Genomic DNA, 25,296 nt, shown 5'->3' on the forward strand with positions numbered 1-25,296 from the left:
AGGAGGCATGCACGTGCACAACCACAAACAGACCGCCGCAACCGCCGAGCAAGACCCCGGCCGCATCCGCCAGCAGATCGAGGCCCTCGGCCCCTGGTTTCACAACCTGCACCTGCCGGGCGGCGTGCAGACCCTGCCCAAGCACTTTCTGGGGGGGGACTTTCCCAACTTCAAGTGGCAGGAGATCAAGCCTTTCGTTCCCGAAGACCTCAGCGGATGGCGCGTGCTCGATGTCGGGTGCAACGCGGGCTTCTACAGCTTCGAGCTGGCCCGGCGCGGTGCGTCGGTGCTGGGCATCGATGTCGACGCGCACTACCTTGCGCAGGCTCGGTGGGCCGCCGGCCAGCTCGGGCTGGAGTCGCAGGTGGAGTTTCGCGAAATGCAGGTGTACGACCTGGCACGTTCCGACGAAACCTTCGACCTGGTCTGGTTCATGGGCGTTTTCTATCACCTGCGGTATCCGCTGCTCGCACTCGACCTGCTGGCCGAGCGCACGCGCCGCATCATGATGTTCCAGACGCTCACCATGCCGGGCGACTCCGTCTATACCGAAACGGCGGACTGCAACATCGACGACCGCACGCCGCTGCTCGAAAGCGGATGGCCGCGCATGGCCTTCATCGAGCACCGGCTCGCCAACGACCCGACCAACTGGTGGGCGCCCAACCATGCCGGCGTGGAGGCCATGCTGCGTTCCAGCGGGCTTCGCGTCGAGGCCCGGCCGGGGCATGAGATCTACCTGTGCGTGCCCGATGCACAGGCGCAGGGTGCCCGCGCCATCTATGGTTCGCAATACGAGTCGGCCACGGGAGCGATCCGTGGCGGCGGCTGAACCGGCCACGGAAGGCCAAGCATCGGAGGCGCCGGTAGCGGGCGTGGTCGACCGCAACATTGCCGCGCTGGTGCGGCGGCGCCAGCAGCAGAAGATATCGACCGGCCTGCAGGACCGGATTGCCGACGCCATTACCCGCTTTGCCGGCAGCATGAAGTTCGTGTACCTGCACCTGCTGATCTACGGGGGCTGGATCGTCATCAACCTGGGGTGGGTACCCATGGTGCGCGCATTCGACCCGACCTTCGTGGTGCTGGCCATGGTGGCGTCGGTCGAGGCCATCTTCATCTCCACCTTCGTGATGATCAGCCAGAACCGCATGGCGGCGCTGGCCGACCAGCGCGCCGACCTCGATCTTCAGATCAGCCTCTTGGGCGAGCACGAGATCACGAAGGTCATCACCCTGGTCACGGAGATCGCAAAGCGCATGGACATTCCGGCGGCGCACGACCCGGAGCTCGACGAGCTCCGCGAGAACGTTTCGCCGGAGCGGGTGCTCGACCGCATCGAGCGCCCTTCGAAAGAGCCCGGGCAGCCGGAGGGGTAGGGCAGCCCTTCCGGACCCGCCCGCTCTTTCTACTTACTTCTTGCCGGTGATTCCCTGCGCCGTCGTCAGGTGGCCGTGAACCACGGGCAGCGTCTTGGCTGCATAGGCCTTCAGGTCCGCATCGGCCGCATTGCGCTGCACCTTCTGCAGCATTTCATGCGTCTTCTTGTGGTCGGAAAGGCCCGCCATCGACATGTACTGCTTGTCGAAGGTTTCGCCGCTCAGGGCCTTCAGCGCGGTTGCGGTGGCCTTGTGCTTGGCGTCGGGCTCGGTCGGCAGCTCCACGCCTTTCTTCGATGCGATTTCCTGCAGTTCGCTCAGCGCCTTGGTGTGGTCGTCGACCATGGTCTTGCCGAACTGCTTCACCTCGTCCTTCGAGGCTTTCTCCTGGGCGAGCTTTCCGGTTTCGATCTCGGCGAGATTGGCCTGCGCAATGTCTCTCATAAAGCGCTGATCGCCCTTCGACGGCTTGCCTGCCTGGTCCGACTTGCCGGCGGCGCTGCGTGTTTCCGTGGCCTGGTCGCCGCGCGAGCTCGCGCTCTGGGCGGCGGCGGGAAGAGTCGCAGCAAATGCGCAAGCGGCCACTGCGGCCATGCCGAAACGGAAGGCAGTGCTTTGGATGGTCATCGATGTACTCCTTGAAGGTGATGATTTCGGGCCCGCCCGTTGGAGCGGGATCCGCTCCTTGCGGGGCAACGCGCATGCCCGGCGCGATGCGGGCATGCCGCTTGCCGCCCGCGTTTGTCCCTGTTCTTCCCTTCATTCTTTTCAACGCCCTGGACGTCCTGTCATGAAAAGATCGCAATCGCGCATGGGCCATGCGAGCGAGTGCTATGAACTGCTTGAATTCCTGTCGCGCCGCCAGATGCCCGTGGTGTGCTCGGAACCCGATGACATTCACAAGATCCTTGCACTGCGCAGCGCGTCGCTGCTGCAGGCAATGACGGAGCCGACGGTGGTGTTGCGCACCGGCGAGCGGCGGATCGAACGCGCCATCGTGACCGCGATCACCGCCGAAGGCCGCGCGGCCTGCATGATGCGCAGCGCCAATGCGCTGACGCCCGGGCGCCGCTGAGGGCGCTTGCCGCCGCTTGTTGCGGCGGATGCTTCAGAGCTGGCCCTGGCCGTCGCCCGTGCGGTCGTGCACCCAGCGCATGGCTTGCTGCTGCGCATGGCGCAGCGCCTCTGCTTCGGTGGCGTAGGCGATCTCGTCGGTGTCGTTGGGCAGCATGGTTTCCTGGGTGGCCGTTCCCTCGCCGAGGCAGACGACCTCGGGGCGGTACACACCCGTGGCCATGCGGCGGGCGCAGTACGCGAAGCGCCAGCCGCGGTAGAAGAATTCGTGGCGCTGCTCTTCGTTCATTGCGGGTGCTCCGCCGCGGCGGATGAATCGGCGCCGCGGATCGCGCTCCATCCGGCGGGCGTGAGCGCGCGGACTTCGCCGAACTGCCCGTCGCAAGAGTCCGGCGGATAGAAGCGCACATCCACGTGCCCGGTGGCCGCGAGCCGGCGCAGCACGCGCACCTTGGACGGCCGTGCCACGAAGATGGGAAGCCGCTTGCGGGCCAGTCTTTCGAGATAGCGGTAGGACATGCGGTACCCCTCTCTTTACTGCTGCAACTGCTGCAATTGCGGAATGGCCTGCACGCCGCGTTTGAAGCTGTCCACGGGCGCTCCGAGCGCGCTGCGTCCGTCGGGTGTCAGGGCGAGAAAGCGGCCCACCTCGCGGCCTCCGGCATCGGGCTTGAGGGTCAGCGCCGCAACCAGCCCGGCGGCCCGCAGCACCAGCAGGTTGTCGATGTCGTGGGTGTCGGTCAGCGTCGCGGGCGCGGGATGCTTTGCGAGCACACGCAGAAATTCAATGGACATGTTTTCTCCTTTGCGGGCTAGGCCGCAGCTCCCAGTTCTCCCCCATGGACGCGGCGGCGCTCGAAGGGGTCGATGTTCATGCTCTGGCGGTACTTGGTGACGGTGCGGCGCGCAATGCGAAAGCCCTGCTGCGCCAACTGGCGTGCCAGCGCCGCATCGCTTAGCGGCGCCACGGGTTTTTCGACGGCAATGAGCTCGCGGATGAGCCCCTGCAGTGCCACCGGCGCGCTCGCGCCCCCGGCGGCGTGCTCGAGCCCGCGCGAGAAGAAGTGCTGCAGTTCGAAGATGCCGACGGGCGTGGCCATGTACTTGTTGTGCACGGTGCGCGAAACGGTGGACGGATGCACGCCCACTTCTTCGGCAATTTCGCGCAGCCCGAGCGGCTTCATGGCGAGCGGGCCGTGCTCGAAGAACATCTTCTGCCGCTCGACGATGGCGCGCGCCACCTCCAGAATGGTGGATGCGCGCTGCGACACGCTGCCCACCATCCAGCGCGCTTGCTCCAGGCATTCCTTCATGGCGGCGCACTGGCCGGTGCCGTGTTTCTCGCCATGCTGCTCGAGCAGTTGCGCGTAGGCCGAGTTCACCTTCACGCGGGGCAGGGCGCTGGCGTTGAGCGAGGTCCGCCAGGTGCCGCGCACCTTCTTCACGGTCACGTCGGGTATCACGATGCGCGCCGCCGTCTCGCCGAATTGCCAGCCCGGGTGCGGGCTCAGGCGCCGGATGCAATCGATTGCGCACTGCACTTCCTGCGGCGCCGCATCGAGCGCCTTGGCCAGTTTGCCGACGTCATGAGTGGCAAGCAGGCCGATGTGCGCTTCGAGAATACGGCGCGCGAGTTGCCGGATGACTGTTCCCGATTCGTTCGCATGCGCTGGAGAAGCCTCGAGTTGCAGGCAAAGGCATTCGGCCACGCTGCGCGCCGCCACGCCCGCAGGGTCGAGCGCCTGCACGCGGCGCAGGGCCGTGCGCAGTTCGCGCTCCGCATCCGCGCCGGTTTCTCCGAGCGCGGAGCCCACCTCTTCGAGCGAAATGCGAAGGTAGCCGTCGTCGTCCAACGCCTCGACCACGGCGCGCGCAAATGCCATTTCGCGCGCGGAAATGCGCAGTACGCCAAGTTGCCCGTGCAGGTGGGCGCGCAGCGAATCCGGCAGCGGCACGCGCTGCATCAGGTCGAAGCTCTCGTCATGCGACAGGTGCCTGTCGCCCGAGGCCGGGGCCGCGGTAATCCTGTCGAAGGCCGCCGCCGCTTCGATGTCGGCGGCAGCATCGGCCGCGGCCGGCACGGTTTCGGCGATGGATTCGTGGCCTTCTTGCGCGAGCGGTTCAATCTCGAGAAACGGGTTCAGCTCGGCTGCGTCGCGCAGCGCCTGCGCGTACTCCTGCGAGGACATCTGCAGCAGCCGAACGGCCTGCTGCAGGCGGGGGGAAAAGATAGGGGCCTGCACCTGGCGGGCCTGCAAAACAATCGACGTGTTCATGTTTCTCCGTAGCGCCTCCGGTTCTCGGGGCGGGATGGCTGCGCAACGGTCGTGCCAGGGTATTTCTCGCTCGCATGGGTCGAAAACTAGTTTTAAAGTACGCATAAAAGGGTTCGCGCGCGCCTTCGGCGCCGGGGTGTTGGAAGCCTTGCGGCAAATCTTGCGGTTCTCCGGGGGCAGACAGGGGTGGGGCGTTTGTCGGAAACTCATGCAATGAAAAATTCATCGGGAGACAGGGGGCAGCCCGCGGCGTGGCCGGCGCTGCTGACCGGCGCTTGCCTTGCCATTGCGGGGCTCGCGGGGCTGGGACTCGCGTTTCGGCAGAAATCCCGCACCGCACGGGCTGCGGAAGAAAAGCTGGCGCTGCATCGAGCGCGCTTGGCTCGCCAGGCACTGTGCGCTCAGCGCCTTGAACACGATCTTCGAAGCCCGGTGGGCGCCATGGCCGTGGCCTTGGAGCTTTTGCGGACCTCCGACGACACCGACACCCAACGCGAAGCCCTGGAAGTGCTGGAGCGGCAGGTCGCGCGTATGACGTCTCTGACAGAGCAAGTGCACGAATTCGCACAGGGCTTGGACGATTGAACCGTCCGGCGTTTCTTGCCGGGCGGCGCAAGATTCGAAGTGGGACATCTACGCGCGAAAGAAATTGCGCGGGAAATTCGAGGCAAGCACTCATTCGCAGTGCAGCACAGGCGTCAAGCCAGGTACGAAGTTGGGCCACACACTTATTGTTGAAGACGACGAAGATTCGGCGCGGATGATTGCCGCCCTGGTCGCGCGCGAGGGGCACACCGTGATGTGCGCGCACTCGATCGCCGCGGCGCGCCGCCTGGTTGCCATGCAGCGGCCCGATCTGCTGCTGCTCGACCTGCACCTGCCCGACGGAAGCGGCTTCGACCTGCTGGACGACCCCGAGATCGTGAGCGACACCATGCTGGTCCTCATGACGGGGCAGGCGAGCCTGGAGACTTCCATCAGGGCGCTGCGTATCGGCGCTGCCGACTACCTGGTAAAGCCGATCAATCCGCAGCACCTGAAGGGGCTGCTCTCACGCCTCATTGCTCCTTCGCAATTGCGCGCTGAACTCGACGAGGTGCAGGAGCTCTGGCGCGAGACCGGGCGCTTCGGCCACCTGATCGGCCGCTCGCAGGCCATGCAGCGCGTGTACCGGCAGATTTCGCGCGTGGCCGGCACCGCGGTGACCGTGTTCATCCACGGAGAAAGCGGCACCGGCAAGGAACTGGTGGCCCGCGCGGTGCACGACCTGAGCCGGCGGCGCGAGCAGCCGTTTCTTGCCGTGAACTGCGGTGCGCTGTCGCCGCACCTCGTCGAAAGCGAAATCTTCGGCCACGAGCGCGGCAGCTTTACCGGGGCGGAGCGCCAGCACCAGGGCTTCTTCGAGCGCGCGCATGGCGGCACGCTGTTTCTGGACGAGGTGACGGAAATGCCGCTCGAGCTGCAGGTAAAACTGCTGCGCGTGCTGGAGAGCGGCACCTTCATGCGGGTGGGCTCCACCCAGGTGCAGCAGACCGACGTGCGCATCATCGCGGCCACCAACCGCGACGCCGGCGAGGCGGTGGCGCGGGGCACCATGCGCGAAGACCTGCTGTATCGCCTCAACGTATTTCCAATCGGGCTGCCGCCCCTGCGCGAACGCGGCGACGACATCGCCCTCATTGCCACCAGCTTCCTGCAAGACCTGGCGCGCCAGGAAGGTGGCAGCAAGCACTTCACGCCGGGCGCGCTGGCGCGGCTGGCGGCGCACCGCTGGCCTGGCAATGTGCGCGAGCTGCGCAACGTGGTGCAGCGCGCATGGGTCATGGCGTCCGGCAACGAGATCGACGAGGAGTGGCTGCCCGCAGGGGACAGTGCGGGCGCCGGGCCCGAGCCCGAAGCAACGCGCGGCCGAGCGCTCGCGCCCCCTCCGATCAATGGCCAGCGGGATGCCGCTGTGGCACCTCCCGAGGCGGGGGAGGACCAGATCGTGATCGAAGTGGGCACGCAACTCTCGGAGGTAGAACGGCGCGTCATTCTTGCCACCTACGAGCGCTGCGGGCGCCACAAGGAGCGCACCGCCGCGCTGCTGGGCATCAGCATGAAGACGCTCTACAACCGGCTGAAGGAGTACCAGCAATGAGAAGGCGCCTGCGGCTGCGCCGGCGTGTTCCGACGGGAGCATGAGGACGGACCCGCGGCGGAGGACGCGCCGCGCATTCGCGCGCGATAGCGTTCCTTCCAGCCGCGCAGCCGCAACCTGTAGGCCGCGGCGCCTGCGGGATCGAAGTCGGTTCCCAGATAATTCGCCGGGTTTTCAAGTGGATGGCAGGCGAAATAGCTGCTGAGTTCGTTCATGCGTGTCTCCGGGTGCGTGAAGGTTCTCGCTAGGCGAAAGGTCTCGCGCAAGGCGTTCACCGCCCGGCAAACTGCGTGCCGAGGTGCCGCCGCCGGGCCGGTACGCCGTTTGCCGGAGAGCAAGTAGGAGAAAGCGCTTTGGATGAAATGAACCCCGACCATGCCGAGGAAGCGCTGGGCGATCAGATCGACGACGCCGTGCCGTCGCGCGGCTATCGCATGCTGCCCGTTGTCGGGCTTGGCGGCTCGGCGGGCAGCATCGAGGCGGTGGGCGAGTTCCTGGAGGGCATGCCCACCGACACGGGCATGGCCTTCGTGGTGGTGCTCTACCTGCCCGCGGCGCATGAGAACGCACTGGCGCAGGTGCTGGCGCGCTCCACCCGCATGCGGGTGGTGCCGGTCGGCGGCAGGGAGCGCATCGAGCCCGACACGGTGTATGTGGTTCCGCCCGGCAAGACGCTGCGCACCCGCGGCGAGCTCATCGAACTGGCGGCGCTTCCGCCGGGCCAGGGCCGCCACATGGCGGTCGACTTCTTCTTTCGAACGCTGGCCGATACCCACGGGCCCCACGCCATTGCGGTGGTTCTTTCGGGTGTGGACAGCGACGGCACCATCGGCGTCAAGCGGATCAAGGAGCGCGGCGGCCTGACGGTGGCGCAAGACCCGCAGGAAACCCGCCACAACGGCATGGCGCAGTCGGCCATTGCCACCGGCATGGTCGACTGGGTGCTGCCCGTGCGCGAAATGGGCGCGCGCATTCACGCCTACTACCGCATCGAGCGGCAGCTGAAGCTGCCGCCCGAGCAGCTGCCGGACGGCGAAGACGACGCACCGCCCGCGCCCGATGTGGACGAGGCGGCCTTTCGCGAAGTGCTGGCCTTCGTGCGAAGCCGCAGCGGGCGCGATTTTGTCAACTACAAGCGGGCCACCGTGCTGCGGCGCATCGGCCGCCGCATGCAGGTAAACGGCGTGAGCGATCTTGCCGCCTACCTGGACTGCCTGCGCACGCGCCCCGGCGAGGCCGGCGCGCTGCTGCAGGACATGCTGATCAGCGTGACCAATTTCTTCCGCGACGGCGAATGCTTTTCGGCGCTGGAAGGCATGGTGCACGAGCTGTTCCGCAGCAAGACCTCGGCCGACACCATCCGCGTGTGGGTGGTGGCCTGCGCCACGGGCGAAGAGGCCTATTCGATTGCGATGCTGCTCAGCGAGCACGCCCGCATGCTGGAAAGCCCGCCGACCATCCAGATCTTTGCCACCGACCTGGACGAGGACGCGGTGCGCGCCGCCCGTGAAGGCATCTACCCCATGGTCAGCGAGGCGGATGTGTCGGAAGAGCGGTTGCGGCGCTTCTTCATCCGCGAGCAGCGCGGCTACCGCGTGCGCCGCGAGTTGCGAGAGATGGTGCTGTTCGCGGTGCACGACGTGCTGAAGGATTCGCCGTTCTCGCGCATCGACCTGGTCACCTGCCGCAACCTGCTCATCTACCTCAACCGGGAGGCGCAGGCCCGCGTGTTCGAGACGCTGCACTTTGCGATGGTGCCCGGCGGCCGGTTGTTCATCGGCGCATCGGAGGCGGTGGACGAAGACAGCCCGCTCTTCGCTGTGCTCGACAAGAAGCACCGCATCTACGCGCACCGCCATGCGCCCAAGGCCGCGTTGCCGGTGCCCACCGGCCGCAGCAGCACCGCGCTGGCGCTGGACGCCAAGCGCGCGCTGCCCGTGATTCCAGGGGCGGCCTTTGCGCAGCTGCAACGCAGCGCAATGGCGCCGCTCTCCGATGGCCGCAGCATGACCTGGGGCGAGCTGCACCTGCGGCTGCTCGACCGGCTGGCGCCGCCTTCCATCCTGCTGGACTCGGACCACGAGATGCTGCATATCTCGCCCGCGGCAACGCCGTTCCTGCACTTCAGCGGCGGCGAGCCGTCGCGCAACGTGCTGCGCGCCATCGTGCCTGACCTGAAGGCCGAGCTGCAGACCGCGCTTTACCACGTGAACGAAAGGCGACAGCCGGTGGAGGTGGCGCCGGTGCGCGTGCGGCTGAACCATGGCGAAGCCGAGGTTTCGCTCCATGTGATGCCGGTGGAAGAAATCGGCGGCGGCCTGCTGGTGCTGCTGCGCCAGGCCGACCCCGCGAGCGCGCGCGGCAGCATTGTGGTTCCGCGTGTGGATGCAGAGCCCCTTGCCGAGCACCTGGAGCGCGAGGTGACGCGTTTGAAGTCGCAGTTGCGCGAAACCGTGGAGCAGTACGAGACATCGACCGAGGAACTCAAGGCGAGCAACGAGGAACTGCACGCCATGAACGAAGAGCTGCATTCGGCGACCGAAGAGCTCGAGACCAGCCGCGAAGAACTGCAATCCATCAACGAAGAGCTCACCACCGTCAACCACGAGCTCAAGAGCAAGGTGGACGACCTGGGCCAGGCCAACAGCGACATGCTGAACCTGATGGATGCGACCGCCATAGCCACGGTGTTTCTGGACCGCGAGTTCCGCGTGACCCGCTTCACGCCCAGCGCGGTGGCCATCTTCAAGCTGATTGCCACCGACGTGGGGCGGCCGCTCTCCGACCTGACCACGCCGCTGGACTACCCGCAGCTTGCGGCGGATGCGCGCAAGGTGCTCCAGACGCTGCAGCCTTCGGAGCGGGAGGTGGGCGACGCCGCCGGCAACTGGTACCTGGCGCGCGTGCGGCCCTACCGCACCATCGAAGACCGCATTGCGGGCGTGGTGCTCACCTTCGTCGACATCACCGAGCGCAAGGAAGCGCAGGAGTCGCTGCGGCAGTCGCAGGAGCGCTTCAGCGCCATCGTCAACCAGGCCTCGGTGGGCGTGGCGCAAACCCGCCTCGACGGCGAAATTACCTTTGCCAACACCTGCTATCACCAGCTCATGGGCTACGGCGAGAACGAACTCGCCGGCGTGAGCGCGCTCGACCTGGTGCACGCCGCCGACAAGCCGGCAATCTCGGCGCTGTTCGCGCGGCTGGCACAGCATGGCGAGCCGTTCCAGAGCGAGAGCCGCAATGTCCGCAAGGACGGCTCCTTCATCTGGCTGCACAAGAGCGTGACCGTGCTCACCAACGCGGGCGGCAAGCCCGACTCCGCGCTCATCGTGTGCAACGACATCAGCGAGCGCAGGGCCGCTGAAGAAGCGCTGCGCGAAAGCGAGGAGCGCTTCCGGCTGATGCTCGAAAACGCGGTCGACTACGCGATCTTCTCGGTCGACATGGAGCGCTGCGTCAAAAGCTGGAACACCGGCGCCGAGCGGCTCCTCGGCTATACCGAGGCCGAGATCCTCGGCCGTTCGGCCGACATCATCTTTACCGAGGAAGACCGCGCGGCGGGCGCCCCGCAGGAAGAGGCGCGCACCGCGCTCACCGCCGGCCGGGCGGCCGACGACCGGCTGCACCAGCGCAAGGACGGCTCTCGTTTCTGGGCCAGCGGCGCGCTCATGCCCATGCACAACGGCGAGGGCGCGGTCATCGGCATGGTGAAGGTGCTGCGCGACCAGAGCGAGCAGCGCGCGGCGCAGCAGGAGGTGGAGCAAAGCCGCGGCGAATTGCTCGATGCGCTGCGCGCCAACGAGGCCGCGCGGCAGGCGCTCGAGGCCGCCGATGCCGCCAAGGACCGCTTTCTGGCCGTGCTTTCGCATGAACTGCGCAACCCGCTCGCATCGATCAGCGGCGCCGCCGAACTGCTGGCACCCGAGGAGCTTCCCACGCAGGAGCAGGCGCGCGCCGCGCGCGTAGTGCGGCGCCAGGCGGCGGCCATGAAGGTGCTGCTGGGCGACCTGCTCGATGTCTCCAGCCTGCGCCGGGGCCGGCTGGTGCTGCGCCGCGAGAGGGTCACGGCGCAGAGCATCGTCGATGCGGCGCTGGAGGCCACCCGCCCGCTGATGGAGCAGGGGCGCCACAAGCTCGAACTGGACATCTTCGCCGCCGAGATTCCGCTCGACGCCGACCCGATGCGCCTGACGCAGGTGATCTCGAACCTGCTGTCCAACGCGGCCAAGTACACGCCGGAAAGAGGCGAGATCCAACTGGCGGTGCATGCCGATGCGGATGCCGGCCATGCGATCTTCACCGTCACGGACAACGGCATCGGCATGGACCCGGACACGGTCGACACGATGTTCGAGATGTTCACGCAGAGCGTGCACGCGCACGAGCGCTCGGCGGGCGGGCTGGGCATTGGCCTGGCGCTGGTGCGCAATATCGTCGAGCTGCATGGCGGCACGGTCACCGGCGAGAGCAGGGGGCTCGGCCATGGGAGCCGGTTCACCGTGCGTATTCCGCTTGCGGAGCCGCTTGCATCCGACACCGTGGCGGGGCACGTGAAATCCGAGCCTGGCTCGCCGGATGCTGCGTCAGAGGCCGCTCCGCAGCGCGTGCTGCTCGCGGACGACAACGTGGACGCCCTGTGGGGCATGGCGCGCATGCTGTCGATTTCCGGCTTCAGCGTCAAAACCGCCGACAACGGGGTCGATGCACTTCGGGTGGCGGAGCACTTCCGGCCCGATGCGGCCGTGCTCGACATCGGCATGCCCGGGCTCGACGGGCACGAGGTGGCGCGCCGGATTCGCGCACAGCCCTGGGGGCGCGGCATGCTTCTTGTGGCGGCCACGGGGTGGAGCCAGCCTGAGGACAAGCTTGCCGCACTGGAGGCGGGGTTCGACGAGCACCTGGTGAAGCCGGTGGCCGCGGCAGACGTCCAGCGCCTGCTGCGGGCGCGCGACGGGGCAGCGGCGGCAAGCGGCTAAAGGGGCGACTAGCGGGCGCGCAAGCCGGGCACGCCGCTTGCCCTGCAGGAAGACAACGTACTTATTCGTGTACTTCTGCTGCTCAGGAATGCTGAACTCTGTTCCCCAAAACCAAGCCATCTTTATTGGCGCTTCCGTAGGCGGCGTCTATGCAATGCTCGATCTGGTCGCTGAATTGCCGGCCGACTTTCCCGCGCCGATTTTCTTCGTGCAGCACATCGGCGCCCACCGCAGCCACCTTGCGTCCCTGCTCAACGACCGCGGTCCGAACCGCGCCGTCGAGGCAAAGCAGGGCGACGTGGCCGCACCCGGCACCATCTACATCGCACCGCCCGACCACCACATGCTGCTCGAGGGCGGCGTGGTTCGCCTGACCCGCGGACCCAAGGAACACCATGCCCGCCCCGCCATCGACCCGTTGTTCCGTTCCGCCGCGCTGGATTGCGGCCCGCGCGCCGTTGGCGTGGTTCTTACCGGCAGGCTCGACGACGGCAGCGCCGGCCTGCGTGCCATCAAGGACTGCGGCGGCATTGCCGTCGTGCAGGACCCGGCCGAAGCGCATGAGCCCAGCATGCCGCAAAGCGCGATGGCGGCGGTGCAGGTGGACCACGTCGTCGCGTTGCGCGGCATGGGCAAGCTCCTGTTCCAGTTGGCGCAACCGAGGCCCGACCTGCCGGCCTTCGAAGCGCCTGCCGCGCTGCGCCGCGAATATGCCGTGGGTCTTGGAGACCGCACCGTGGAAAACCTGAAGGTGATCGGCGAGCCCTCCATGTTCAGCTGCCCCGACTGCGGGGGCGTGCTGTTCGAGCTGCACGACAAGCACCCGGTGCGCTACCGCTGTCACACGGGCCACGCCTTCAGCGCACGCAGTCTTGCGGCCACGCAGGAAGAGGTGACCGACGCCGCGCTGTGGACCAGCCTGCGCGCCATGCAGGAGAAGGAAGCCATGCTGCGGCGGCTGGCCGAGGTCCAGAAGGCGGACGGCGTCGGCAACGCCGAGAACTCGCTGCGCGAAGCCGACGAGCTCGCGGCGGTGAGCGCCGCATTGCGCAAGCTCACCGTGAGAGCGCCCAGCCCGGCCAGTTTCGACGCGAGCTGAGCGGTTCAGGCACGCGCGCTACTTCTTCGGCATTGCCGGCCCGTTGGCGCCGTTGGCGCCGTCGGCCAGCGCCGGGCCTTCGCCCATGCCCAGCTCCGCGCCCGTGAGCGGATCGCCGTCGGGGCGCGACTGCGTGCGCGCCGCCATCTGCTGCAGCACCGGTGCATCCGCATCGCTGAGCTCCACCGTGGCCAGGCCGTCGCCGCCGTCCACCGGCCCCGACTCTTGCGTGACGGGCACGAAGTCCCACCGCTCGCCCTGGTTCCAGGGGCCGCGCAGGTCCGCATCGCTCTTGGACATGCGGAAGTACACGTTGGTGAAGCGCGGGTCGCCGGGCAGCTTGCCCGGCGGGAAGTTGGGCTCGATGGAATACAGCGCCTTCTCGAAAGACTTCTGGTGCGCGATCTCGCGCGTCATCAGGAAGGTCAGCGCGTCCTTCACGCCCGGATCGTCGGTGAGGTTGATGAGGCGTTCGTACACGATCTTGGCGCGCGCCTCGGCCGCGATGTTGGAGCGCAGGTCCGCCGTGGGCTCGCCGATGGTGTCGATGTAGGCGGCCGTCCATGGCACGCCGGCCGAGTTGACCAGCGGCGGGCCGCCGCCGTAGAGCACCTGCGTGATGTGGCTGTCGTTGCCCGCGCCGGTGATGGTGCGGTACATCTCGCCTTGCTCTTCCACGCCTTCGGCCAGCCGCCCCTTCGCACCCTTGTTGAGCATGCCGACGATGGTGCCGATGATCTCGAGGTGGCTCAGCTCTTCGGTCGAGATGTCGAACAGCATGTCCTTTCGCCCGGGGTCGTCGTCGCCGAGCGCCTGGGTGAAGTAGCGGCATGCCGCGGCCAGCTCGCCTTGCGGGCCGCCGAACTGCTCGAGCATGAGGTTGGCGAGGCCGGGATTGGTCTCGCTCACGCGTACCGTGTATTGCAGTCGCTTGTTGTGAGAAAACATGGGGACTCCTTGCGTTGGTTGGGTCTGGGTCTGTTGAACGAACGGCCGCGCCCTTCGGCACCACCGCGCTTTTCTTGCGGCAAGCGGCGTGCCCCCCACGCGTGCGGCAAAGACTGACAAGGCGTTGCGAAGCAGCCTTGCTTGGCCCCTTTGCACGCACCACAAACATCGGCCTTGTTTCTTCCACCAACTCGTTTTTTCAGGAACCAACATGCCCGTCAAAAGCCTCTCCGATCTTTTCATCCACGAGCTCTCCGACACCTACAGCGCAGAAAAGCAGATGACGCGCTCGCTGCCCAAGCTGGCCCGCGCCGCCACCGACGAGGGCCTGGCCTCGGCCTTCGAAACGCACCTGGAAGAGACGCGCGGCCAGGTCGAGCGCATCGAACAGATTGCCGAGCTGCTGCAGATCAAGATCAAGCGCATCAAGTGCGAAGGCATGGCCGGCCTGGTCGAGGAAGGCGATTCGCTGATCGATCAGATCGAGAAGGGCCCGGTGCTCGACGCCGCCTTGATCGGCGCGGCGCGCAAGGTGGAGCACTACGAGATCGCGGGCTACAACTCGCTGTGCACGCTGGCCAAGAAACTCGGGCACACAGAAGCCGTGTCGCTGCTCGAAGCCTCGCTGGCCGAGGAAACCGCCACGGACGGCAAGCTCAGCGCGCTGGCCGAGGCGCAGGCCATGGAAGAGGCCATTGCCGAGGAGTGAGCCAGGAGCCCGCTTTCCTGCCCGCAACCCGCCGTAGAGGCGGGCACGCCGTTTGCCCCATGTGAGGTCGGCGCGCAACGGTTGCGCGCACAGGCCCGCACTGTGTTCGCGGAGCGAAGGAAAGCATGTCAATGAACGATCAAGAAGGGCGCATTCGCAGCCGGCGCGGCTTTGCAGGAATGGACCCCGAACGCCAGAGAGAGATCGCCAGGAAGGGCGGGCGCACCGCCCACGAACTGGGGCTCGCCCATGAATTCACCCCCGAGGAAGCCCGCAATGCGAGGGCCAAGAGCCTGAGCGCGCGGGCGCAGGGAGCCGCCGCGGCCACGCCGCAGCAGGAGTAAGTAGATTAGATAGCGGACCGCCGCGGTCAGGCGATTGCAGCGCGCAGGGCGGCGGGCTCGAAGGTCCTTGCAAGCACGGCATCGAACCCGGCGATTCCACCCTTGTCCTGCTGGTCTTGCGCCAGCGGTGAACCCCACACGGCCACCATGCGGCCTTCGAAGCCGGCGTCTCGCGCGCGCCGGCCCATCGCCAGCCCCGAGCCGGTCGAGGTCCGCACGTCGACCACCGCGATTTCAGGCGCTCGCTTCATGAGGACGTTGTAGCCGCCGTCGCTGCTTGCGGCAAGGTCGACCTTGTAGCCCGCGTCCGAAAGAAGCCCACTCAGCACCGCCAGCAGCTTGGCATCGTCCGACACCACCAGTGCTCGGCCGGGTTCGCCTGCGGCCCGCTGCGCGTGGACGACGAGTTCGCTCATCCGGGCCGAGAGCTGGCGGACCTGCCTCGACACCACGACCGCCGCTTCGTGCAGCACGTCGTGCGGAAGTTCGACCCGGGCGAGCACCTCGCTCGCGGACGAGATCGCGGCCAGCGCATTGCGCGCGTCGTGCACGCAGCGGCTCAGATCCTTCGAGTCGTCGACCATGGAAGATTGGGACATGTGAATCTGGAACATTGAAGGCGACACTTTCCATGGCATACGGCGTGCCCGGCGCGAGGGCAAGGGCAAGGGCAAGGGCAAGGGCAAGGGCCGCCGCGCGTTCCGCTATTTGCCGCAAGTTTTGCCGGCACGCAAGGCTCGGTATGCGGCTTACAGCGGCCTCGGCGCCAGGACGACAAGGTGCGCCGCGGTGTCGGCCATCATGAATCGCAAGCCCGCTGTGCAATGCCGCCGAGCAGGTATCCAGGAGTAAAGAATGACCCGTCCTCCCGAACAATCGCCCGTGAACATCGACCAGAACCGCGCCGTGGGGCAAGACAGCCCTGAAGAGGGAAGCGAGATCGGCCGCGAGGCGAACAAGCGCCACGGCTATCCGGGCTCGCGCGACATCGGCACCAATGCCTCGCAAAGCATGCAGGTGGGCGAGAAGCCTCCGCCGAGAGATGCGCCAAAACCGCACAAGGGCGAAACCAATCCGGACGCGCGCCGCTAGGGCGCACTGGCAACCCCTGGGTCAGCCGACCACGGCCTCCAGGAATTCGATCAGCGCCTTCGACGGATCGTCCCGCGCCAGCGGGATCATCTCGATGCCCCACTGCGCGAGCACGGCCTGCTGCACCTCGTTGGCCGAGGGCGAGAAAAGGTACGAAACCGGCTGCGCCACGTCGGGCACCGACTGCTTCCACAGCCGCGAGAGCTTGTAGAACAGGTAGCGGATGTTCACGTCCGCGAGGCTGTAGCCGATGAAGACCACCGAGCGCCCGAGCACGTCGGCGCGCAGCTTGATGTCCAGCGGCGACTCGAAGTCAAGCCGGGCGAAGTAGCTGCTTTCGTCGAGCACGATGGAGGCGTCGTCCTCCAGGTCGCCGTGGAACTTGATGATCTGCGTGACGCCGGGGTGCAGCTTGGCAAGGTCGGCAACGCTCACGATCTTGGTGTACTTCACCTTGTGGTGCTCGAAAGCGGTCTCCAGCCAGCGGTCGTAGTTGGTGGTGTAGATGATCGGGAAGCGGCCCTTGGCCAGCAGCTCATGGATGCGCGAGCTTTCCACCCGAACGTCGCCGCTGTGCCACTCGCGGTCCATCCAGCTGCGCAGCGGGCCGATGCTGCCATGCCGAAGGCGGAAGTATTCGGCCAGCGTCAAATAGCCCCCCTTGTCGCCGAAGGAGTGCGCATCGATGCCGAGCTCGCGTGCCATGTGCTCGATGAGCGCCGACCACGGCGGCAGGCCCAGCCCCATCGAGATGCCCGCGCCCACGAACAGCACGACCTTGCCGCGCCGGTGGGCTTCGCGCAGCTGGGCGAGCTTTTCGTCGTCGGGCTTTTGCACCGCGATGCGCAGCGCCGCGGCCCGCGGCTTCGAGCGGGACTTTGAGCGCTTGGCGGTGCGTCGCGAAGGCGCGGTAGAACCCATGGAAAGACGAATACGTTGTGAAAGGCACATGCAGCATGCCGGTGCGGAGCGCCGCCGCCTGTGGGCGCTATCCGACGGGGCCTGTGGGCGTCTGCTGGCGCGGTGCCTTTGCATGCAGCAGATGCTTGCTGCCGTGTTCCACTTTTTACGGGGCAGACAGGCATGAACAAGGATTCGGTCAAGCAGATCCGGCCCGGAGCGTTCTCGGAGTCGGTCGCGGGCGAAGAAGACCCGGGCGCATCGGTGGACCTGGTGCAGCCCCCGCCGATGCAGCCCGGCGACGAGGCTCCGCCCGGCGCTCCCGGTACCGGCGAAACCGTGTGCCGCCTGTGCGGCGGCAGCGGGCGCCGTAACAGCGGCGAAAGCTGCCCCGAGTGCGGCGGCACGGGCAAGGTGAACGTGGGCGTTGGCGGCGGGTGATCGAGAGGCCGCGGGCTTCAGCCGCCCCGGTCGTCCGGCGCCAGCCGGGCCACCCAGGAGCCGATGCGCCCCCGTGAATAGGCCAGTGCGTGGTAGAGCGACAGCGCACCGCGCGCCCAGTGCACGTAGAGCGAACGGCCGCCCGCCCGTCGCGTGGCCGCGAACAGCTGCCGACTCCATCGGGTGATGGCGGCGCGCATGCGGTAGATGAGCTTTCGGCGCCAGGGCAACGTCCGGCCGGGGCGCACCCGCTTGACGGGCTGCAGAACGCCTCCCCTCCAGCCGCGCCGCTGCCAGCTGAGGCGATAGGCCAGGCCTTCGCGCCGCTGGCGAAAACCCGCGGCCTGCGTTTGCGCAAGAAACGCCGCATCGACCGGCGTCAGTTGCAGGCGCCCAGCGGCCATGGCGCTGGCAACGAGTTCGTGCAGCACCGGCGAGCGAACGATCACCACGTTGGTTCCGCGGCCGTCCGACGCGTAGGGCTCCACCCATGCATCGCCGAAGGAGATGTCCGCCGTTTCCGAAACCACGTCGTCGCAGAAATTGCAGGCCTCGTTCTGGAAGAAGCCCGATCCCCAGTCGCCCTCCGCCAGGTGGAACCAGTCGCGCTGCACGCTGCGGCCGTCGCGCAGCACGAACTGCGCGGTGTACCAGTTGGCGGGCCGCCGCTCGTTTTTCAGCCGGTATTCCACGCTGCGGATGTCCGCGACGTTCACGCCCATCTGGTAGGCGAAGCTCTCGACCAGGCGCGCGCTCTTCATGTGGCCGCAAACCAGGCCCAGCGTGAATGCAAGGCGCTCGCGCATCAGCGGGTCTTCGCGCCGCAGCAGCTGCACGGCCTTGATGAAGCAGGGCACGCCGACCACGGCATAGCGGCCCGGAACGGCGCGAATCGTCTCGAGCACTTCCGACATTTCGACCGGGTAGTAGCGCGACTTGGCGCCGGTGCCGATCTCCTCGGGCGTGCGCGACAGGCCGTAGCGAAAGAAGCGGTCGCCACCGGACGGCAGCACATGGGCCACCGCATCGACCAAGCCCGCACGCAGCAGCTCCGCGGCGGTCCAGCTGACCATGCCGCCGGAACTGCCTTGCGCGCGAAAGTCTGCTTCGTCGGCATGCCCCACGTAGGCACCGTCGAAGCGGCCCACCAGTGGATCGTCATGAACGGCACCGGGGAACAGGTCGGCCGCGAGTTCGGTTTCGTTGCGCGCCGATGGAGAGAAAGGGCAGGTGCGAGAGAAGGCCGTGGGGCCCATGCGCAGCCACTCCGCGGGGCCCTGGGGCTTGAGCTCGCCATACCCGTCGAGCCGCATGAGGGGCGCCTCGCTGCCGGTCGCAGAGGGTGCCGGCTCCGCGCTGCGCGACTGCGCGACGCAGCTGCCGCACCCGATGCAAAGGCCCGAGCGCACGATGCTGGCGGGTGTCGGCTGCAGCCGCCGTTCATGCATGGGCGCGCTCCCGTGCGGGCGCATCCGACTCCTCCCGCAGCGCTTGGTGGAGGAAGCCTGCCGACGAGGCACGCAGGGCCGCGATGCGAGCCTCGACCGAAGGCGCGAGCGGTTCGGACAACACCGCGTCGCAGTGCGAAGCCGGCGTGCCGGCATCCGCCAAATGATGCTGCGCGCCGAGCGCAAACAGCAGGTCGCGGATCTTGATGGCGCGGTAGGCCGAGTCCTCGCAGAGAAACGGCTTGCGGTTTCGCAGCGCGAAGACGCAGCCGTGAAAGAAGTTGGTTGCCACCGCGTCCGCGTCGGCCATGAAGCGCGCGAAGTCTTCGGGGCCGGCGGTGAGCCACTGGGTGTCGGCCCAGTCGTTGCGGTAGCCGATGCTCACCAGGCGCATGTTGCGCTTGCGCGCCCACTCGCGCATGCGCACCACGAACCAGTCGCTGAAGTTGTGGCCGTACACGGCCACATGGCGCGGCGCCTGCCCGCTCTTGCGGGGCCGATCGCCGGATGCCGGCGGCGCGAATTGCAGGCAAGGGTCGAGCACCAGTTCGGGTGTGTGCCCCAGTGCCTTGCCCAGCAGCGCGCGCGAGTTGGCGTCGCGCACCGACACGCTGTGAAATTTGTGCAGCATGCTTGCCCACTGTTGCAGCAAACCTTGCTCGGCCGGGTAGTTGCCGAAGCTCGCCGCATAGGCAACGAGCCGCCTGGTGCGGATCCGCTCGCCGAAGAAAAGCGGGCAGCGCCCATACCAGGGATGGGAGAGGTTCCACACCTCGTCGCTGCCGACCACCACCGCGTCGAACGCCTCCATGTCCTGCGGGTTCTCCAGCACAAATGGGCGCGAGAGCGGGAGCGAGGCGATCGACGCCAGGAACTTGCGTGTCTTGTGCGCATAGAGCTTGCGGTCCGCACCAGAGACCGGGGTGGGCAGCACCGGCTGAAGGGCGCAGCGCCATTCGGCCATGTTCACGCGGTGCGAGTGATGGTCGAGCAGCACGGCGCGGTGGCCCATGTTCCGAAGCGCTTCTGCCAGCAGGCGCGCCTGCCAGTACGAGCCGTAGTTGATGCAGCGATGAAAGGTGAGCACGCCGATGTTCATCGGCTGCGCTGCGGGAGGCGCCGGCGCATGGGCTGACGAATCGAAGGCAAGGACAAGGGAGGTGAGGGCGGGCGGTTGCATCGCTCCGAAGCTAGGCATTGCATCGCGAGCGACACGTCGGACGACGTGCCGTCGGCCGGTGCGAGCACCCTGTGGCGATGGCAGTCGTCCTACTTGCCGGGGGGCGGCGCCCCGTGCCCAGCGTGGGGCTCGGCGCCCGTGGGGTCCGCAAGCTGCACCGCCTTGCCGTTTTGCCAGTTGTCCGCGCCTTCGGCAATGGCGGGAGCGGGTATGTCTTCGCGGTTCTTTTTCTTCTCCGCGGAATCGACGCCGAAGCGCTTGTCGCGCTGCGCCACCATGTCGGCGTTGGCTTGGCCGTCGGCGGTGAATCCCATCATGAGCTGCGGCACGCCGGTAGGGAGTTCCTTGTGCATGTCTGTGTGCCAGGTGTGAAAGGTCTTGCCGTAGGTGCCGATGAGTTTCTTCATGAGCTCGTGTTCGGCGGCCTGCGGAATGCCGGGCGCGATGAGCTGCCCGGACTTCACCTCGTGCACATGGCTGTGCCACAGGGCCTTTTCCTGCGGCGGAAGCGACTTGAAGAGCCGCTCGCTCACGATGTATTCGACGCCCATGATCCTGGCGTTCTTCACGTTGCCGTCGTAGATCACGCACTGGATCAGCTCTTCGTTCAGCACCGAGCAGTAGTGGTGCGCCTCCATCTGGGCCTGCATGTTGCCGCTGTAGAAATGAAAGCCGTCCAGGTACGCGTTCAGCGCATCGAGCGGCGGCTTGTCCTGCAGGGCGGCGGCGCCGGCTTCTAGCGTGGCAGTTTTTGCGCTCTTGCCGGCACCCGGCGATTCGACGGCGGAACCGGTGTTGCTGCCGCCGCAGGCCGTGAGCAGTGCGCCCAGGGCAAGCGGAAGGAGAAATCGCAATGGCATGGCTTGCATGGTGGGTTCTCAAGAAGGAGAAGAGAAAACCGCGACCATGCGCCGCGGGCGCCCGTCGGCGGCAAGATGCGGCCGACGCGGTGTGTAGGAACAGCGCGAAAACCCTGCCGTGTGCGGGCTTGTCCGGCGCGCACGGTGCAAACCGCAAAAATCAGGGAAAAAAACCGACTGCAAATCCGGAATATGGCGGCCACAAGGGGCAGAATTTCAAGATCGAATGCCGCCGCGCGGCAGGCTCCGGGGCTGCGGCTCCCGCAATGACATCCCAATGCCCAAATCGAATCCGCCTTCGCCTTCCTCCGCCGATGAACGCAAGCTCACGCCCAGCACGCTGAGTTTTCCGGTCGTCGGCATTGGCGCCTCCGCGGGCGGGCTGGAGGCGCTGATCCGCTTCTTCGAGCAGATGCCGGCCGACGCGGGCATGGCCTTCGTCGTCATCCTGCACCTGTCGCCCACGCATGAAAGCAATGCGGCCGCCATACTGCAGCGCTCCACGCAAATGCCTGTGATGCAGGTCACGCAGCCGGTGCCGGTCGAGGCGGACCATGTGTACGTGATTCCGCCCGGCGTCGACCTGACGATGAACGACGGCCACCTGCAGGCCACGCCCAGCGAGCGGATCAAGGGCCTGCACCTGGCCGTGGACGTGTTCTTTCGCACCATGGCCGAAGTGCACAAGGAGCGGGCCGTCTGCATCGTGATGTCGGGCACCGGCAGCGACGGCGCGGTGGGGCTCACGCGCGTGAAGGAGCACGGCGGCATTGCCATGGCGCAGTCGCCCGAAGACGCGGCGCATGACGGCATGCCGCGCGCCGCCATTGCCACCGGCATGGTCGACATCGTGCTGCCCGCGGCCGAGATGGGCGAGCACCTGGTCCAGCATTGGCTCAACGCACAGCGCATTCGCATGCCCTACGACGGGCATGCGGAACTCGTCCAGGAGCCCGACACGGGCGAGGCGGCCAGGCGGGCCGAGAAAGCGTTGCAGGAGATCATGGGCCTGCTGCGCACCTACACGCGGCACGACTTTCGCCACTACAAGCGCGCGACAGTGCTGCGGCGCATCGAGCGCCGGCTGCAGGTGAACCGCCTGGCCGACCTGCCGGCCTACCGCAACTTTTTGCACGACCATCCCGAAGAGGCGACTCCGTTGCTGCAGGACATGCTCATCAGCGTGACCAATTTCTTTCGCGACCCCGAAGCCTTCGAGGGGCTGGAGCAAGATGCGCTTCCCAGGCTGATCGAAGCCAGGCAGCCGGGCGAGCAGGTGCGCGCCTGGGTGGCGGGCTGCGCCACCGGCGAGGAGGCGTATTCGCTGAGCATCCTGCTGCGCGAGCAGATCGACAAGCAGGCCAAGCCGCTGGACATACAGATCTTTGCCACCGACATCGACGGGCGGGCCATTGCCACGGCGCGCCGGGGCCTTTATGCGCAGGGTATCGCCGAGGACATTTCGCCCTCGCGGCTGCAGCAGTTCTTCGTGCCCGAACAAGACCAGTACCGCGTGGCGACCACGGTGCGCGAGCCGGTGCTCTTTGCGCTGCACAACCTGCTGCGCGATCCGCCGTTCTCGCGGCTGGACATCATCTGCTGCCGCAACCTGCTGATCTACCTGGACCGCGCGGCGCAAGCGCATGTGCTGGAGATGTTCCGCATTGCGCTGCGGCCGGGGGGCTACCTGTTCCTGGGCACTTCGGAATCGATCGACGCGGTGGGCAGCCTGTTCACCGCGGTCGACAAGAAGAACCGCATCTACCGCGCGAACCCAGAGTTGCCGAGCGGGCGCCACATGCCGCTCATCAGCGATGCGCCGTTCAAGCCAGGCGCACCCAGCCCCATGGAAGCGCTGCGCTCCCCCAAGCGCGCCGAACGCTTGAGCTTTGCCGAGCTGCACCAGCGCGCGCTCGAGCAGTTCTCGCCGCCCAGCGTGCTCATCAACAGCGAGCACGAGGTGCTGCACCTCTCTAGCGGTGTCGGCCGGTTTCTGGAGCGCGCCGGCGGCGAGCCATCGAACAACCTGCTGAACAACGTGCGGCCAGATCTGCGGCTGGAGCTGCGCACCGCGCTTTTCAAGGCCGCGCAAACTGACCGCAGTGTTGAAACGCGGCTGGTACAAAGCCGGGACGACGGGCGGCAGGTGTTCCTGAACATCACGGTGCGCCCGCTGCAGCAGGGCGAGGGCGAGAGCGAAGACAAGAACGCACCGCGCCTCACGCTGGTGGTTTTCGACGAGGTGGAAGACAGCATGCGCCCCGAAGGCGGCGAGCCGGCCGATGCGGCGCGCGAGCTGCTCATCGGCCAGATGGAAGACCAGATCCGGCAGCTCAAGCTGCACCTGCAGGAAACCATCGAAGGCGCCGAAACCTCGACCGAGGAACTGAAGGCCTCCAACGAGGAGCTGCAGGCCATCAACGAAGAGTTGCGCTCCGCCACCGAAGAGCTCGAGACCAGCAAAGAAGAGCTGCAGTCGATGAACGAGGAACTCGTGACGGTGAACTTCGAGCTCAAGATGAAGGTGGAAGAGCGCGGGCACATCAACGACGACCTGCAGAACCTCATTACGTCGTCGGAGATTGCAACGGTGTTCGTGAGCCGCGGCATGCACATCAAGCGCTACACGCCGCACGCGAGCAAGCTGTTCAACCTGATTCCGTCGGACCTGGGGCGCTCGCTGTTCGACATCACGAGCCGGCTCAACTACCCGGAGCTTGCGGAAGACACGGCCGCGGCCTTCAAGGACCTGCGCATTACCGAGCGGCACGTTGCCAGCGTGGACGGGCGCCACTTCATGGCGCGAATACTCCCGTACCGCACGGCAGAAGACAAGATCGAAGGCGCGATCCTCAACTTCTTCGACATTACCGAACTGCGTGCCGCGGAAGAGAAGGTGCGCGCGGGCGAAGAGCGGCTGCGCATGGTGGCCGCCACCACGCGCGACTTTGCCATCATCACCTGCGACGAGCAGGGCCAGATCACCACCTGGAACGCAGGCGCCCAGCGCATCTTCGGCTACAGCGAGGAAGAGATGATCGGCCGGCCGCTGGCGGTGATCTTCACCGCCGAAGACCAGGCCAACGGCGTGCCCGAGCGCGAGATGCGCCGCGCGGTGGAACTGGGCCGGGCCGAAGACGAGCGATGGCACCAGCGAAAGGACGGCAGCCGTTTTTTCTGCAGCGGTGTCACCACGCCCATGGAACCCGCCGCGGGCGGTGGCTTTGCCAAGATCGCGCGCGACATGACGGGCACCAAGCAGCATGAGCTCGCCCAGGAGCACCGGCTCTTTAAGGAGAAGAAGGCCAGCCTCAGCGCGCAGGCGGCCAACGAGCTGAAGGACAAGTTTTTGGCGGTGATGTCGCACGAGCTGAAGCAGCCGCTCAACCTCATCCAGATGAATGCCGAGTTGCTGATGCACATGCCGGCCACCGCGGAGGTGCCGGCGGTGCGGCGGCTGGGCGAAACCATCAAGCGCGCCGTGGCCAGCCAGACGCGCATCATCAACGACCTGCTCGACCTTTCGCGCATCCGCACCGGCAAGCTGCGGCTGAATCGCGTGCCCGTCGACCTGGGCGAGCTGGTGCAGACCACGGCGCAGGCCGCGGTGAACGATGTGGCCGGCAAGAAGCTGACGCTGGACGCGAACTGCGAAGCCGGCGTGCTGTGCAACGGCGACCGCATACGCATGGAGCAGATCGTGTGGAACCTGCTCAGCAACGCCGTGAAGTTCACGCCCGGCGGCGGCCGCATCACGGTGCGCGTTGCGGCCGACGAGAACTTCGGCAAGCTGATCGTGGCCGACACCGGCTGCGGCATTGCGCCGGAGTTTCTGCCGCACGTGTTCGGCATGTTCAACCAGGCCAGCAGCGACGCGACGCCTCCCAATGGCGGGCTGGGCATCGGCCTGGCGTTGGTTCATGAATTGACGCGGGCCCACGGTGGCCGCGTCGAAGTGCATTCACCGGGGCTGGGCCTGGGGGCCGAGTTCAGCGTGTGGCTGCCGCGCGTGGGAGCGGCGGTCGAAGTGGTGGTGGAACAAGCCCCGGCCGAAGTGAGCCTGCGCGGCTGGCGCGTGCTTGCGGTGGACGACTATGCCGACGCGCTGGCCCCGTTTGCCGAGGTGCTGAGGCTCGAGGGTGCGATTGTGGATATTGCGCCAAGCGCAAAAAAGGGCCTGGAGCTGCTCGAATCGAATGCCTACGACCTGCTGGTGTCCGACCTCGGCATGCCCGAGATGGACGGCTACCAGTTCATTGCCGAAGTGCGGCGGCGGCCGGAGACCCGCGAGCTGCGCTCCATTGCCATGTCGGGCTTCGGCCGGCGTGCCGACGCACGCCGCGCGCTGGAGGCAGGCTTCAATGCGCACTTGCCCAAGCCCGCCTCCATCGACGAGCTCAAGGCGGCCATCGGCAAGCTGCAGTGAGCGT

Annotated in this window: 24 protein-coding genes; 12 read left to right on the forward strand and 12 right to left on the reverse strand. The window is 66.9% G+C overall.

Features of this window, described 5'->3' with window-relative positions; translation table 11 throughout:
* Nucleotides 1-13: 13 nt before the first annotated feature.
* Together QHG62_RS07470 and QHG62_RS07475 are read left to right on the forward strand one after the other, a co-directional pair.
* Nucleotides 14-832, forward strand: coding sequence for a TIGR04290 family methyltransferase (locus QHG62_RS07470; RefSeq protein WP_281150250.1), 819 nt, complete (start codon nt 14-16; stop codon nt 830-832).
* On the forward strand, nt 819-1,379 hold the full coding sequence (locus QHG62_RS07475) for a DUF1003 domain-containing protein (RefSeq protein WP_281150251.1): 561 nt from the start codon (nt 819-821) through the stop codon (nt 1,377-1,379). The genes QHG62_RS07470 and QHG62_RS07475 overlap by 14 nt, the downstream gene beginning before the upstream one ends.
* Before the next feature lie 33 nt (nt 1,380-1,412).
* Here the strand turns inward: QHG62_RS07475 and QHG62_RS07480 are convergent, their stop codons facing one another.
* Nucleotides 1,413-2,006 carry a DUF4142 domain-containing protein gene (locus QHG62_RS07480; protein WP_281150252.1) on the reverse strand — a complete coding sequence of 198 codons (594 nt, stop codon included), beginning with the start codon at nt 2,004-2,006 and terminating at the stop codon, nt 1,413-1,415.
* Between the two features lie 163 nt (nt 2,007-2,169).
* Here QHG62_RS07480 and QHG62_RS07485 point away from each other — a divergent pair, with 163 nt between their 5' ends.
* Nucleotides 2,170-2,454, forward strand: coding sequence for a hypothetical protein (locus QHG62_RS07485; protein WP_258505573.1), 285 nt, complete (start codon nt 2,170-2,172; stop codon nt 2,452-2,454).
* A gap of 33 nt (nt 2,455-2,487) precedes the next feature.
* On the opposite strand, the gene QHG62_RS07490 is transcribed toward QHG62_RS07485, so the two are convergent.
* From QHG62_RS07490 to rpoN, 4 genes are read right to left on the reverse strand one after another with little or no spacing between them, the layout of a single operon-like run.
* Complete coding sequence (locus QHG62_RS07490) at nt 2,488-2,742, reverse strand: hypothetical protein (protein WP_281150253.1); 255 nt, start codon at nt 2,740-2,742, stop codon at nt 2,488-2,490.
* Nucleotides 2,739-2,972, reverse strand: a complete 234-nt coding sequence (locus QHG62_RS07495; protein ID WP_281150254.1) for a hypothetical protein — start codon at nt 2,970-2,972, stop codon at nt 2,739-2,741. The genes QHG62_RS07490 and QHG62_RS07495 overlap by 4 nt, the downstream gene beginning before the upstream one ends.
* Before the next feature lie 15 nt (nt 2,973-2,987).
* Nucleotides 2,988-3,248 (reverse strand): hypothetical protein, encoded by a 261-nt coding sequence (locus QHG62_RS07500; protein ID WP_281150255.1) that lies wholly within the window; start codon nt 3,246-3,248, stop codon nt 2,988-2,990.
* A gap of 17 nt (nt 3,249-3,265) precedes the next feature.
* Nucleotides 3,266-4,729, reverse strand: a complete 1,464-nt coding sequence (gene rpoN, locus QHG62_RS07505) for an RNA polymerase factor sigma-54 (RefSeq protein WP_281150256.1) — start codon at nt 4,727-4,729, stop codon at nt 3,266-3,268.
* A 213-nt stretch (nt 4,730-4,942) separates the two neighbouring features.
* On the opposite strand from rpoN, the gene QHG62_RS07510 reads away from it, so the two are divergent.
* Both QHG62_RS07510 and QHG62_RS07515 read left to right on the forward strand, forming a co-directional pair.
* Nucleotides 4,943-5,314, forward strand: coding sequence for a histidine kinase dimerization/phospho-acceptor domain-containing protein (locus QHG62_RS07510; RefSeq protein ID WP_281150257.1), 372 nt, complete (start codon nt 4,943-4,945; stop codon nt 5,312-5,314).
* A 130-nt stretch (nt 5,315-5,444) separates the two neighbouring features.
* A complete protein-coding gene (locus QHG62_RS07515; RefSeq protein ID WP_281150258.1) occupies nt 5,445-6,869 on the forward strand; it encodes a sigma-54-dependent transcriptional regulator in 1,425 nt (474 codons plus the stop codon).
* Here the strand turns inward: QHG62_RS07515 and QHG62_RS07520 are convergent.
* Nucleotides 6,839-7,084 carry a hypothetical protein gene (locus tag QHG62_RS07520; RefSeq protein WP_281150260.1) on the reverse strand — a complete coding sequence of 82 codons (246 nt, stop codon included), beginning with the start codon at nt 7,082-7,084 and terminating at the stop codon, nt 6,839-6,841. The genes QHG62_RS07515 and QHG62_RS07520 overlap by 31 nt on opposite strands.
* 147 nt (nt 7,085-7,231) lie before the next feature.
* Here QHG62_RS07520 and QHG62_RS07525 point away from each other — a divergent pair, with 147 nt between their 5' ends.
* On the forward strand, nt 7,232-11,845 hold the full coding sequence (locus QHG62_RS07525) for a PAS domain S-box protein (RefSeq protein ID WP_281150262.1): 4,614 nt from the start codon (nt 7,232-7,234) through the stop codon (nt 11,843-11,845).
* Between the two features lie 88 nt (nt 11,846-11,933).
* A complete protein-coding gene (locus QHG62_RS07530; protein ID WP_258505583.1) occupies nt 11,934-12,944 on the forward strand; it encodes a chemotaxis protein CheB in 1,011 nt (336 codons plus the stop codon).
* Between the two features lie 18 nt (nt 12,945-12,962).
* On the opposite strand, the gene QHG62_RS07535 is transcribed toward QHG62_RS07530, so the two are convergent.
* The gene (locus QHG62_RS07535; protein WP_281150264.1) at nt 12,963-13,892 is read right to left on the reverse strand and encodes a manganese catalase family protein; all 930 of its coding nucleotides are present in this window, start codon (nt 13,890-13,892) and stop codon (nt 12,963-12,965) included.
* A 211-nt stretch (nt 13,893-14,103) separates the two neighbouring features.
* Here QHG62_RS07535 and QHG62_RS07540 point away from each other — a divergent pair, with 211 nt between their 5' ends.
* Nucleotides 14,104-14,601, forward strand: a complete 498-nt coding sequence (locus tag QHG62_RS07540) for a ferritin-like domain-containing protein (RefSeq protein ID WP_281150265.1) — start codon at nt 14,104-14,106, stop codon at nt 14,599-14,601.
* 131 nt (nt 14,602-14,732) lie between these two features.
* The gene (locus QHG62_RS07545; RefSeq protein ID WP_258505586.1) at nt 14,733-14,945 is read left to right on the forward strand and encodes a KGG domain-containing protein; all 213 of its coding nucleotides are present in this window, start codon (nt 14,733-14,735) and stop codon (nt 14,943-14,945) included.
* A 26-nt stretch (nt 14,946-14,971) separates the two neighbouring features.
* On the opposite strand, the gene QHG62_RS07550 is transcribed toward QHG62_RS07545, so the two are convergent.
* Complete coding sequence (locus QHG62_RS07550; protein ID WP_281150266.1) at nt 14,972-15,544, reverse strand: hypothetical protein; 573 nt, start codon at nt 15,542-15,544, stop codon at nt 14,972-14,974.
* Nucleotides 15,545-15,800: 256 nt separating this feature from the next.
* Between QHG62_RS07550 and QHG62_RS07555 the strand changes: the two genes are divergently transcribed.
* Nucleotides 15,801-16,037, forward strand: coding sequence for a hypothetical protein (locus QHG62_RS07555; protein WP_281150267.1), 237 nt, complete (start codon nt 15,801-15,803; stop codon nt 16,035-16,037).
* 21 nt (nt 16,038-16,058) lie between these two features.
* Here QHG62_RS07555 and QHG62_RS07560 read toward each other — a convergent pair whose 3' ends face one another.
* Nucleotides 16,059-16,958, reverse strand: a complete 900-nt coding sequence (locus tag QHG62_RS07560) for an SIR2 family NAD-dependent protein deacylase (RefSeq protein ID WP_281150268.1) — start codon at nt 16,956-16,958, stop codon at nt 16,059-16,061.
* A 162-nt stretch (nt 16,959-17,120) separates the two neighbouring features.
* On the opposite strand from QHG62_RS07560, the gene QHG62_RS07565 reads away from it, so the two are divergent.
* Nucleotides 17,121-17,378, forward strand: coding sequence for a hypothetical protein (locus tag QHG62_RS07565; protein WP_281150270.1), 258 nt, complete (start codon nt 17,121-17,123; stop codon nt 17,376-17,378).
* 17 nt (nt 17,379-17,395) lie between these two features.
* Here the strand turns inward: QHG62_RS07565 and QHG62_RS07570 are convergent, their stop codons facing one another.
* The 3 genes from QHG62_RS07570 to QHG62_RS07580 form a co-directional block, all read right to left on the reverse strand.
* A complete protein-coding gene (locus QHG62_RS07570) occupies nt 17,396-18,826 on the reverse strand; it encodes a Coenzyme F420 hydrogenase/dehydrogenase, beta subunit C-terminal domain (protein WP_281150272.1) in 1,431 nt (476 codons plus the stop codon).
* Complete coding sequence (locus tag QHG62_RS07575; RefSeq protein ID WP_281150273.1) at nt 18,819-20,006, reverse strand: polysaccharide pyruvyl transferase family protein; 1,188 nt, start codon at nt 20,004-20,006, stop codon at nt 18,819-18,821. The genes QHG62_RS07570 and QHG62_RS07575 overlap by 8 nt, the downstream gene beginning before the upstream one ends.
* An 89-nt stretch (nt 20,007-20,095) precedes the next feature.
* Complete coding sequence (locus QHG62_RS07580) at nt 20,096-20,866, reverse strand: OBAP family protein (RefSeq protein ID WP_281150275.1); 771 nt, start codon at nt 20,864-20,866, stop codon at nt 20,096-20,098.
* A gap of 277 nt (nt 20,867-21,143) precedes the next feature.
* Between QHG62_RS07580 and QHG62_RS07585 the strand changes: the two genes are divergently transcribed.
* Nucleotides 21,144-25,292 (forward strand): CheR family methyltransferase, encoded by a 4,149-nt coding sequence (locus QHG62_RS07585; protein ID WP_281150277.1) that lies wholly within the window; start codon nt 21,144-21,146, stop codon nt 25,290-25,292.
* Nucleotides 25,293-25,296 lie beyond the last annotated feature (4 nt).

The sequence above is a fragment of the Variovorax paradoxus genome, assembly GCF_029919115.1.
GTDB classification, from domain to species: Bacteria; Pseudomonadota; Gammaproteobacteria; order Burkholderiales; family Burkholderiaceae_C; genus Variovorax; species Variovorax paradoxus_O.

Excerpts from the sequence above, each read along its gene's own strand:
- QHG62_RS07525 (WP_281150262.1), top strand. The coding sequence starts at position 7,232 with ATGAACCCCGACCATGCCGAGGAAGCGCTGGGCGATCAGATCGACGAC.
- QHG62_RS07560 (WP_281150268.1), bottom strand. The coding sequence starts at position 16,958 with ATGGGTTCTACCGCGCCTTCGCGACGCACCGCCAAGCGCTCAAAGTCC.
- QHG62_RS07535 (WP_281150264.1), bottom strand. The coding sequence starts at position 13,892 with ATGTTTTCTCACAACAAGCGACTGCAATACACGGTACGCGTGAGCGAG.
- QHG62_RS07490 (WP_281150253.1), bottom strand. The coding sequence starts at position 2,742 with ATGAACGAAGAGCAGCGCCACGAATTCTTCTACCGCGGCTGGCGCTTC.
- QHG62_RS07565 (WP_281150270.1), top strand. The coding sequence starts at position 17,121 with ATGAACAAGGATTCGGTCAAGCAGATCCGGCCCGGAGCGTTCTCGGAG.
- QHG62_RS07530 (WP_258505583.1), top strand. The coding sequence starts at position 11,934 with ATGCTGAACTCTGTTCCCCAAAACCAAGCCATCTTTATTGGCGCTTCC.
- QHG62_RS07550 (WP_281150266.1), bottom strand. The coding sequence starts at position 15,544 with ATGTCCCAATCTTCCATGGTCGACGACTCGAAGGATCTGAGCCGCTGC.
- QHG62_RS07575 (WP_281150273.1), bottom strand. The coding sequence starts at position 20,006 with ATGCAACCGCCCGCCCTCACCTCCCTTGTCCTTGCCTTCGATTCGTCA.
- QHG62_RS07555 (WP_281150267.1), top strand. The coding sequence starts at position 15,801 with ATGACCCGTCCTCCCGAACAATCGCCCGTGAACATCGACCAGAACCGC.
- QHG62_RS07585 (WP_281150277.1), top strand. The coding sequence starts at position 21,144 with ATGCCCAAATCGAATCCGCCTTCGCCTTCCTCCGCCGATGAACGCAAG.
- QHG62_RS07485 (WP_258505573.1), top strand. The coding sequence starts at position 2,170 with ATGAAAAGATCGCAATCGCGCATGGGCCATGCGAGCGAGTGCTATGAA.
- QHG62_RS07510 (WP_281150257.1), top strand. The coding sequence starts at position 4,943 with ATGAAAAATTCATCGGGAGACAGGGGGCAGCCCGCGGCGTGGCCGGCG.
- QHG62_RS07580 (WP_281150275.1), bottom strand. The coding sequence starts at position 20,866 with ATGCCATTGCGATTTCTCCTTCCGCTTGCCCTGGGCGCACTGCTCACG.
- QHG62_RS07480 (WP_281150252.1), bottom strand. The coding sequence starts at position 2,006 with ATGACCATCCAAAGCACTGCCTTCCGTTTCGGCATGGCCGCAGTGGCC.
- QHG62_RS07570 (WP_281150272.1), bottom strand. The coding sequence starts at position 18,826 with ATGCATGAACGGCGGCTGCAGCCGACACCCGCCAGCATCGTGCGCTCG.
- QHG62_RS07520 (WP_281150260.1), bottom strand. The coding sequence starts at position 7,084 with ATGAACGAACTCAGCAGCTATTTCGCCTGCCATCCACTTGAAAACCCG.
- QHG62_RS07500 (WP_281150255.1), bottom strand. The coding sequence starts at position 3,248 with ATGTCCATTGAATTTCTGCGTGTGCTCGCAAAGCATCCCGCGCCCGCG.
- rpoN (WP_281150256.1), bottom strand. The coding sequence starts at position 4,729 with ATGAACACGTCGATTGTTTTGCAGGCCCGCCAGGTGCAGGCCCCTATC.
- QHG62_RS07540 (WP_281150265.1), top strand. The coding sequence starts at position 14,104 with ATGCCCGTCAAAAGCCTCTCCGATCTTTTCATCCACGAGCTCTCCGAC.
- QHG62_RS07495 (WP_281150254.1), bottom strand. The coding sequence starts at position 2,972 with ATGTCCTACCGCTATCTCGAAAGACTGGCCCGCAAGCGGCTTCCCATC.
- QHG62_RS07545 (WP_258505586.1), top strand. The coding sequence starts at position 14,733 with ATGAACGATCAAGAAGGGCGCATTCGCAGCCGGCGCGGCTTTGCAGGA.